Genomic DNA, 9,320 nt, shown 5'->3' with positions numbered 1-9,320 from the left:
TACCTGATTTTACTAATTCTACGATTAGAACCTTAAAATCGTTTTCATGTTTTCTTGCCATATGTTAAATTTAATCATTTAGGGCTTAATTAAGTTGTCACAACAAATATAGACACTCCACCTTGCAGCTTACTAATGGTTCAAAGCGTTACCCCTGCCCATAAGGGACTTGCACCCTCTAGATTAATTATTTACCTTTCGGTAAAGTAAAAGATGCCCATGCTGGGCACACACAATGTATATAAAAAACAGGCGAAATAGTGCTAAATTCAAAGGTTTTGGCTCGTATCAAACTTCGTGCTTAACCGAAAGTTTCGCGCTTCGTAATCGCCTACTTTTCATATACGAAACGTTGTGCATAATACCCGAATGACGAACTACGAATTGACATTTAGTAAAATAAAAGAGCTTTTGGAATCTCATTTTCCTGAAAGGATTTCGGAATTTGAAAACGGAACTCATCTGACTTTGGATTCGGAAAACGAAGAGGAATCGTCAATTTGGATTGAACTTGACCAAAGCGGACAACTGACCGTTGGTTTCGGAATTAGTCACTTACATTATGACCCGAAATATGACGACTTGAATAAAGGATTTAATGATTTTTTGCGGTTTCTGACCTGTAAAAAAAGGAGAATAGATTATTACAAAGGAAAATTCCCATTCAAAAACGAGTATGAATTTGAGAATGAAAACGGAACTTGGGAAAATTATGGAACTTCCTTAACTTGGGCTTTTCCTTTTTGGAAAAAAACAGTAAAAAAAACAACCAATCAAAACGGATTTATAGACTTTGCGGAAATTGAATCTGAAATTGAAAAAATAAAAAGTACTATGCACAACACCGTATAAAAATAATTGCGGTTTAGTGCTAAAACAAAGGTTGTTGCTCGTTTGCTTGCTTCTGATTTTCCTACGGAAAATCCTCGCACGCCAACCCGCAACTATTCTTATACAAACACGTTATCTGCAAGCTGATTTGAGCAACGTACTAAAATTTAAAAGTCCCGAAACAAAGAGAAGAATAATCTGACCCAAGACTATTTTGTTTTTTAGCACCGCACATTTTAAAACAATTTTAGCCAACCGCACAAATGGCACATTTGGTTTTTGCCCACACACAAGCCAACGCTCAAAAAACCAAAAGAGCCATTTTTAACCTATACTAAAACAATCATACACAATTTTTTACCTTTGCATTTATGAGAATTTTGGTAATAGAAGACGAATCAACACTTAACAAAAATATTTCGGAAGCCCTTTCTTCCGAAAGTTTTGTAGTTGAAAGTGTGTTTGATGGCTTTTTAGCAGAACGTTTCCTAAAAAAAGAATCGTTCGATTGTGTAGTGATGGATATTAATTTACCAAAGAAAAACGGATATGATTTGTGCAAGGAATTCAGAACTTATAATACGCATACTCCCATTTTGATGCTTACCGCTTTTGATGAACTTGAAGACAAAATAAAAGGTTTTGATAGTGGTGCTGATGATTATCTGACCAAACCATTCTTTATGAAAGAACTTATTTTACGGATAAATTCTCTTATCAAAAGAAGTCAAAATACGGAATCTCATTCACAAGTAATCATCAATGCATTAGATATAAGTATCAATGTCGCTCAAAAGAAAGTAACCCGCCAAAATCAGGAAATTTTACTTACTCCAAGAGAATATCAAATTTTGGTCAAGCTTTGTAAAAAGCCAAGTGAAATCATCTCAAAAAATGAGCTCATAAAAGAAATTTGGGGAACTTCTATGGACGTAAACACAAACACGATTGAAGTGTATCTTAACTTTTTAAGAAACAAAATTGACAAGCCCTTCGGGAAAAACTCAATTAAAACTAAAATTGGTTATGGATATTATTTGGACATAGAATGAAAATTAGAAACAAAATATTAATCTATTTTTCGAGTACCGTCACTTTATTGTCGGCTGTTTCCTTGATTATCGTCTATGTTTTGTTTTCAGAGCATCGTGAGGAAGAATTTCAACAGCAACAATTCTCCAAAATCAAATATACGGTTGGTCTTGTTGATGAGTTCAATAAAATGAGTGAAGAGGTTTCACGTTTGTTAGACAAACAAGATATTCACGATTTTTATGATGAAAAAATGCTTATCTATGACAACAATAAAAACCTTATATTTTCAAGTATTGATAGCCTTGATATTTCTAAAGCGAATTCGATTCTCAACAGATTATCTGTCGCTAACAATTGGATCGAAACCAAAGAAGATGGTTATGATTTGATTGGAGTTTATCTTGAAAACGATTCAAAAAACTATTATGCAATAAGCAAAGCTTATGATTTTTTTGGACATTCTAAAAAAGATTTTCTTCAAAAAGTACTTATCGGAATTTTTGTAGCTATTGTTATTATTGTGGTTTTAGTATCTCTTTACTTATCTAATATTATCGCTAAACCAATTTCGGAATTAACCGAAAAAATTGAAGATTATGATTTGAGTAACGAAAATAATAATCCTCTAAAAATCAAAACTACAACCTCCGAGTTACAGAATTTATCTGAAAAATTCAACGAACTTACCAAACGAACCAATGATGCCTTTTTATTTCAAAAACACAGCATTCAACATATTTCACACGAACTGAAAACTCCGATTGCAGTTTTGGTTTCTGAATTAGAAAAGTTGCAAAAAGCAGAAGACATCGATCAACTAAAATCGGACATTTCACTGCAAACACAAAAAGCAAAATCACTCGGAAATATTATCAATGTGTTGCTTCAAATTTCTAAAATCAAAGTAGGACAAGAAATCTCAAAAAATCTTATTCGTATTGATGATGTTGTTTTTGATTGTATTGCAGAACTCAATTCTATTTATCCTGATTTTAATTTTGAGGTGAATTTTATTCCGAATGATTTTGACGAAAAAAAATTAAACTATAAGGCTAATGAACCTCTAATCAAACAAGCTTTTTTAAATTTACTTACCAATTCCGTTCATTATTCCGATAATCAAAAAGCTAAAATTACGTTGGATTGTACCTCCAATTCTCTTAAAGTTTTGATTTCAAATTCTGGAAAGACACTTTCAGAAGAAGAACAAAAATTTTTATTCTCCCATTTTTTTAGAGGAGAAAATTCTCAAAACAAACAAGGTTTCGGACTCGGATTGGTTCTCTCTGAAAAGATTTTATTAATTCACAACGCTAGCGTTGACTACCATTCACAAAATTCAGAAAACACTTTTGTTGTAAGTTTTGAATCCTAAAAATACTAGAACTATCTTAAGCCAAATTTTATATCCTTTAAGGTCTTTTTAAGGTCAATACATTCACTTTTGCAACATCAGAAAATGTTGTAAAATGAAACGTATTATTTTATTCTGTGTAAGTATAGCCTTGGGGCTACAATTACAAGCACAGGAAACACTTAAAATTTCAAGGGAAGAAGCAGAAACAATGTTTTTGCAAAATAATCTTCTGTTGATTTCCGAAAAACTCAATATCGAAAGCCAAAAAGCGGAAGTCATTCAAGCTAAATTATGGCCCAATCCAGAATTTTCGATAAGCGAAATCAATCTTTGGAGAGCACGTGAAGTAGAGCCTTCTCCACCATTTTTTGGAAACTTCGGAAGAAATCAGCAAATCGCTTTTGAGCTCAACCAACTTGTACAAACAGCAGGAAAACGCAAAAAACTCATCGCTTTGGAGCAGGTTGATGTATCAAAAGCGGAACAGTATTTTGAAGATTTATTAAGAGGTCTGAAACTCGAACTTCGCAATCAACTGACCGATTTACAGCATACTCAACAATCCATAAAAGTACATCAAAACCTGATTGATCACATTTCTATACTAACCAATGCTTACAAAAATCAATTAGAGAAAGGAAACATTTCCAAAGCAGAATATATCCGACTCAAAGCACAAGAACTCGAAATCAACAAAGAGATTTTAGAACTCACTCGAGAATCCAACGAAATCCAAAAAGAATTAAAGCTGTTGCTTCGCACCAATCCCACGGTTTCCATTGAAATCACAGATGACGGATTTGTAAAAAACACCAACCCTTATGAAGCCATTTTTATTGACCAAATTGTCGAAAATGCTAAAGAAAATCGTCCTGATTACAAATTAGCACTGTTGGAAGAAGAATATTCAAACAAGTTATTGTCTTACGAAAAAGCACAGCGAATTCCCGATATGACGTTTGGAGTTAATTACGACCGAAACGGAAATACAATGCTCGACTTTGTAGGATTTGGAGTTTCGTTCGATTTGCCTGTATTCAACCGAAACAAAGGAGGAATCAAAAAAGCTCAAATTAGTATAGAAAGTGCAAAAATTCAAAAAGAACAAACCGTTCTAACTATCGAAAACGAAATCTTATTAGCTTATATATCTATACAACAAGCTGTTGATTTCGTGAACAATATAGAACCTGATTTTGAAAAAAACTTGGATTTACTTTTAGAGAATTACACTAAAAATTTAATTTCAAAAAATGCAAGTATGCTCGAATATATTGACTTTATAAATGCCTATTTGGGGAACAAAAAAATCATACTTGAAGCGCAAAAAGAAGTAAACAAAAAAGCAGAAGAACTCAATTATTTTTTAGGAAAAGATTTTAATAATTAAAAACATCATAATATGAATAACCATTTAACATATATACCTTTATTTATTTCCATTTTATTTCTTATTGGATGTAAAAATAAAGGAGAAGATTTCAAATCTGTTCAGAAAGAGAAATTCTGCCTGGATGAGAAAACCAAAAACATTATCGAAATTACAACCGTAACCAAAGAAAATGTGGTTGAAGGAATTCATCTAACAGGAAGTATCGATGCGAATCCAGATAAGGTTATCAATTTTGTAAGTCTTGTAAATGGAATCATTTCAAACACTTATTTTTCGTTAGGAGATTCGGTAAATAAAGGTCAGGTTTTAGCCGAAATGCAAAGTACAGAGCTTTCTTCGCTTCAAGCGGAATTGAATTCTTTGAAATCTCAAATCGAAATTGCAAAAGTTGATTTAGATGCAAAAGAACAACTTTTTAAAGACGGAATTTCGTCCAACAAAGAACTCATCGAAGCCAAAAATGAACTTCGCATCTTGGAATCTGAAAAGCAAAAAGTAGAGAATAATTTGAGCTTGTTTAGTGCAAGTTCTACAAAAAATGTATTTCAGATTAAAGCCCCAACTTCGGGAATTATTACCGAAAAAAACATCAATTCTGGCTCGACTGTAACGGATGATGGAGCTTCGCTTTTTTCGATTTCAGATTTGAATGACGTTTGGGCAATGGCAAATATTTATTCGACAGATATTGCTCACGTAGCCCAAGGAATGGAGGTCGAAATTAAGACTATTTCCTATCCAGATGAAGTTTTCATAGGAAAAATTGATGTGATTTCTCAAGTTTTAGATCAAGAAGCACGTGTTTTAAAAGCACGAATTGTTTTGAACAATAAAGATTTCAAACTAAAACCTGGAATGATTGCAGATATTATTGCTCTTAAAAAATTAAACCAACAGGAAGTTGCTGTCCCTACTTCGTCCATTGTGTTTTTCAACAACAAAAACTATGTTTTGGTTTACAAAGACGATTGCAATATCGAAGCTCGTGAAGTGGAAATTCTAACCAAGAAAAACAACACAACCTATCTTAAAAAAGGGCTTTCAGAAAACGAAAAAATTATTACCAAAAACCAATTGTTGATTTTTGAATCGCTTAATAATTAAGAGAACAGAACAAAGAAAATAGAGAATAGATTATGCAAAAATTCATTCAAAATATAGTTGCTTTTTCTCTGAAAAACCCGATTATTATTTTTTTCCTTACGGGATTATTGGTCATTATCGGAGTTATCAGTTTGAAAAACACACCTATTGAGGCTTTTCCCGATGTAACCAACACCAGAGCCAGAATCATTACACAGTGGCCTGGTAGAAGTGCAGAAGAAATCGAGAAATTCGTCACACTTCCGTTAATGAAACAAATGAATACGATTCCGAGAAAGTCGGATGTTCGTTCGATTTCATTATTCGGATTATCCGTAGTTACTGTAATTTTTGAAGATGATGTGGATGATTTTTATGCACAACAATACGCTTCAAACCGACTTCAGGGAATTGATTTACCCGAAGGAGCAGATGCAGAAATTGAGCCACCTTACGGAGCTACAGGAGAGATTTTCCGATATGTTATCCGAAGTGATAAACCGATAAAAGAAGTAACTGCCATTCAGGATTGGATTATCGAAAGAGAACTTGTGGCTGTTTCGGGAGTAGCGGATATTGTGAGTTTTGGAGGAGAAGAAAAGATTTACGAAATTAAAATCAATCCGACAGAATTAGCTAATTACGATTTATCTCCTTCTGATGTATATGAAGCTGTATCGAAAAGTAATGTCAATGTTGGCGGAGATGTAATTGAACGAGGTGCTCAAGCTTATGTAGTTCGTGGAGTCGGACTTTTGGAAAGTGTAGCGGACATCGAAAATATCTTGATTGAAGTTCGTGGAAGTACTCCTATTTTGGTAAAACACGTAGCTCAAGTGGAGATTTCGGCTAAACCAAGATTAGGACAAGTCGGATTACAAGACGAAGATGATTTGGTTCAAGGAGTTGTAATTATGCTTCGTGGAGAAAATCCGGGAGATGTAATTCCGAGATTGAAAGATAAAATCGAAGAACTTAACACTACTATCTTACCAAAAGATGTAAAAATCGAACCTTTTATCGACAGAACAGAACTTGTAAATGCAACGGTTAGTACGGTTGCTAAAAACATCATTGAAGGAATCTTTTTGGTTTCGGTTATCGTATTTATTTTCTTATATAATTGGAGAACAACTGTGATTGTGGCTTCTGTGATTCCGCTTTCGTTTTTGTTTGCTATTATGATGCTCCGAATTCAAGGTTTACCAGCCAATTTGATTTCGATGGGAGCGATTGATTTCGGATTGCTTTTGGAAGGAACACTCGTTATAGTCGAAACCGTCTTTGTAGCTATGGAAAAGAAAGCTCACAAAGTCGGAATGCCTGTTTTCAACAAAATGTCGAAATCAGGACTTATCAAAAAAAGTGCTGGAAGTGTAGCCGGATATATCGTTTTTGCACAAATTATCTTAATTGTAGCTTTAATTCCGATTTTCTCTTTCCAAAAAGTAGAAGGAAAAATGTTCTCTCCATTGGCATTTACGTTAGGATATGCACTTTTAGGCTCGCTTATCTTGAGTATTACCTACGTTCCTGTGATGTGTAAGGTTTTACTTCGTAAGAATATCGTTGAAAAAGAGAATTTCATTTCGAGATTTTTCAAAAAATATATGTTCAAAATGTTTTCGTGGAGCGAAAGACACAAAAAAGCAACTATTTTAGGTTTTGTGGCTTTGATTGCGATTTGTGGCATCCGATTTATGAATTACGGAACAGAATTTATTCCGAAACTAAACGAAGGAGCTTTGTATGTAAGAGCAACACTTCCCAATAGTGTAAATATTCAGGAATCGACTCGTTTAGCTAAAGAAATGAAAGATAAAATTCGTGGTTTTGAAGAAGTAAAATTCGTTTTGAATCAAGTCGGAAGACCAAATGACGGAACCGATCCAACAGGATTTTTCAACATTGAATTTCACATTCAGCTTCATCCTGAAAAAGAATGGAAAAGGAAATTATCCAAAGAAGGACTGATTGAAGAAATGCGTTCGGAATTGCAGACTTATCCTGGAATTGTCTTTGGATTTAGTCAACCGATTCAGGATAATGTGGAGGAATATGTAGCTGGAGTTAAGAGTTCTCTTGTGGTCAAAATCTTCGGAAATGATTTGTTTCAGCTTGAAGAATATGCAGATCAGGTAGCCGATGCAATTAAAGATGTCGAGGGAATTGAAGATTTGAATGTCTATCGAAATATCGGACTTCCCGAACTTCGCATTCAGCTTCACGACCACAAAATGGCTCGTTACGGAGTGGATATGTCCAATGCACAAGCGGTGGTAGAAATGGCAATCGGAGGAAGTGCAGCCACGACTTTTTATGAAGAAGACCGAATGTTTGATGTTCGTATTCGCTTTGCAAAAGAATATCGTGATGATGAGGAAAAAATCGGAGATATTTTGATTCCGACAGGATTCGGAAAGAAAATTCCATTACGTGAAATTGCCACAATCAGTTATATTACAGGACCTACTTTTATTTATCGTGATGGAAGCAGTCGCTATATTGCAGTCGGATTTAGTATTGAAGGTCGTGATTTGGGAAGTACCATTGCAGAAGCAAAGGCCAAAGTAGCCGAAAAAGTGCAGATCCCGGAAGAGCACAAAGTCGTGTGGGCTGGAGAATTTGAAAGTAAAGAGCGAGCTACAAGCCAATTGGCTGTGATTGTCCCTGCCGTCTTATTGTTGATCTTGTTCTTGTTATATTTCAATTTCGGAACGATAAAAGATACACTTATCGCAGCCAGTACGATTCCGTTTGCTTTTGTGGGAGGATTTATTTCGCTTTGGCTTACGGGAACTGTTTTTGGAATTTCAGCCGGAATCGGATTTATTATTCTATTTGGAGTAAATACCATAAACAGTATTATTCTGATTGCTGTAATGAAAGATAATTTACGGAAAATGAAGCTCAAAGATGCTATTTCAAACGGAGTTTACGACCGAATCCGTCCGATTGTAATGATTGCCTTAATGGGTTCTTTAGGATTGCTTCCGGCTGCACTTTCATCAGGAATGGGATCTGAAATTCAAAAACCATTAGCTATTATGATTGTAGGAGGATTACTGATTTGTATGGTATTATCACTTACTGTATTACCACAAGTTTTTCATTGGGCTTATAGAAAGGAAAAGTAAGGAAATAATTTATCACATTCTCCATTTCAAGACTACAATAAGCAAGCACATTACGCATTTTAGCAACCGCACAAAGCCAACAAAAATGCGTAAAGAGCTTGCTTTCCCAATCTGAAGAAAAATTGTTTTAAAATTTCGAAAACGCTACAAAAATAAATCCAAATACCGAATACGGCCAGCAGATAACATCGGTTTTGCAAAAGAGCGGGTTAAGTCTAAGCTTCAACTTTTGTGCTTTCTATCCGCATAAGCCATTTTTATTTCCTTTTTTTGTAATTTAGCAAATAGAAAATGGCTTATGCTACTGTTATGCAAAATTGAAAGTCTGTGCTTCTATTTCCGCTCCTTCGCAAAGCCGTTTCCCGTCAGACTGCGCAATAACCTCCCTTTCTTAATAACTTTGTTGATTACCTTTTATCCATTGGCCAAATTGCATTAAAATATTGGCTATCTTGATGTTATGGATTTTATAACAGGATTTAAT

The 9,320-nt window shown here is 34.4% G+C and carries 6 protein-coding genes; all 6 read left to right on the top strand.

From position 1 onward, the window contains the following. The first annotated feature begins 369 nt into the window (after nt 1–369). The 6 genes from H4O20_RS13560 (at nt 370) to H4O20_RS13535 (ending at nt 8,836) form a co-directional block, all read left to right on the top strand. Nucleotides 370–852, top strand: coding sequence for a hypothetical protein (locus H4O20_RS13560; protein WP_185099629.1), 483 nt, complete (start codon nt 370–372; stop codon nt 850–852). Nucleotides 853–1,202: 350 nt separating this feature from the next. Further along, on the top strand, nt 1,203–1,883 hold the full coding sequence (locus H4O20_RS13555; protein WP_185099628.1) for a response regulator transcription factor: 681 nt from the start codon (nt 1,203–1,205) through the stop codon (nt 1,881–1,883). Then, on the top strand, nt 1,880–3,241 hold the full coding sequence (locus H4O20_RS13550) for a HAMP domain-containing sensor histidine kinase (RefSeq protein ID WP_185099627.1): 1,362 nt from the start codon (nt 1,880–1,882) through the stop codon (nt 3,239–3,241). Before H4O20_RS13555 ends, H4O20_RS13550 begins: the two co-directional genes overlap by 4 nt. Nucleotides 3,242–3,335: 94 nt before the next feature. Beyond that, a complete protein-coding gene (locus H4O20_RS13545) occupies nt 3,336–4,613 on the top strand; it encodes a TolC family protein (RefSeq protein WP_185099626.1) in 1,278 nt (425 codons plus the stop codon). A 12-nt stretch (nt 4,614–4,625) separates the two neighbouring features. Further along, entirely contained in the window at nt 4,626–5,720 is a 1,095-nt protein-coding gene (locus tag H4O20_RS13540) for an efflux RND transporter periplasmic adaptor subunit (protein WP_185099625.1), read from the top strand. A 32-nt stretch (nt 5,721–5,752) separates the two neighbouring features. Further along, nucleotides 5,753–8,836, top strand: a complete 3,084-nt coding sequence (locus H4O20_RS13535) for an efflux RND transporter permease subunit (RefSeq protein WP_185099624.1) — start codon at nt 5,753–5,755, stop codon at nt 8,834–8,836. Nucleotides 8,837–9,320 lie beyond the last annotated feature (484 nt).

It is taken from the genome of Aequorivita sp. 609 (genome assembly GCF_014212065.1).
Taxonomy (GTDB): domain Bacteria; phylum Bacteroidota; class Bacteroidia; order Flavobacteriales; family Flavobacteriaceae; genus Aequorivita; species Aequorivita sinensis.
The sequence above is the reverse complement of the archived record's forward strand: the minus strand, read 5'-3'. Positions and strand labels throughout refer to the sequence as shown.

Coding starts and splice junctions, on each gene's coding strand:
- H4O20_RS13535 (WP_185099624.1), top strand. CDS start 5,753: ATGCAAAAATTCATTCAAAATATAGTTGCTTTTTCTCTGAAAAACCCG.
- H4O20_RS13545 (WP_185099626.1), top strand. CDS start 3,336: ATGAAACGTATTATTTTATTCTGTGTAAGTATAGCCTTGGGGCTACAA.
- H4O20_RS13555 (WP_185099628.1), top strand. CDS start 1,203: ATGAGAATTTTGGTAATAGAAGACGAATCAACACTTAACAAAAATATT.
- H4O20_RS13560 (WP_185099629.1), top strand. CDS start 370: ATGACGAACTACGAATTGACATTTAGTAAAATAAAAGAGCTTTTGGAA.
- H4O20_RS13540 (WP_185099625.1), top strand. CDS start 4,626: ATGAATAACCATTTAACATATATACCTTTATTTATTTCCATTTTATTT.
- H4O20_RS13550 (WP_185099627.1), top strand. CDS start 1,880: ATGAAAATTAGAAACAAAATATTAATCTATTTTTCGAGTACCGTCACT.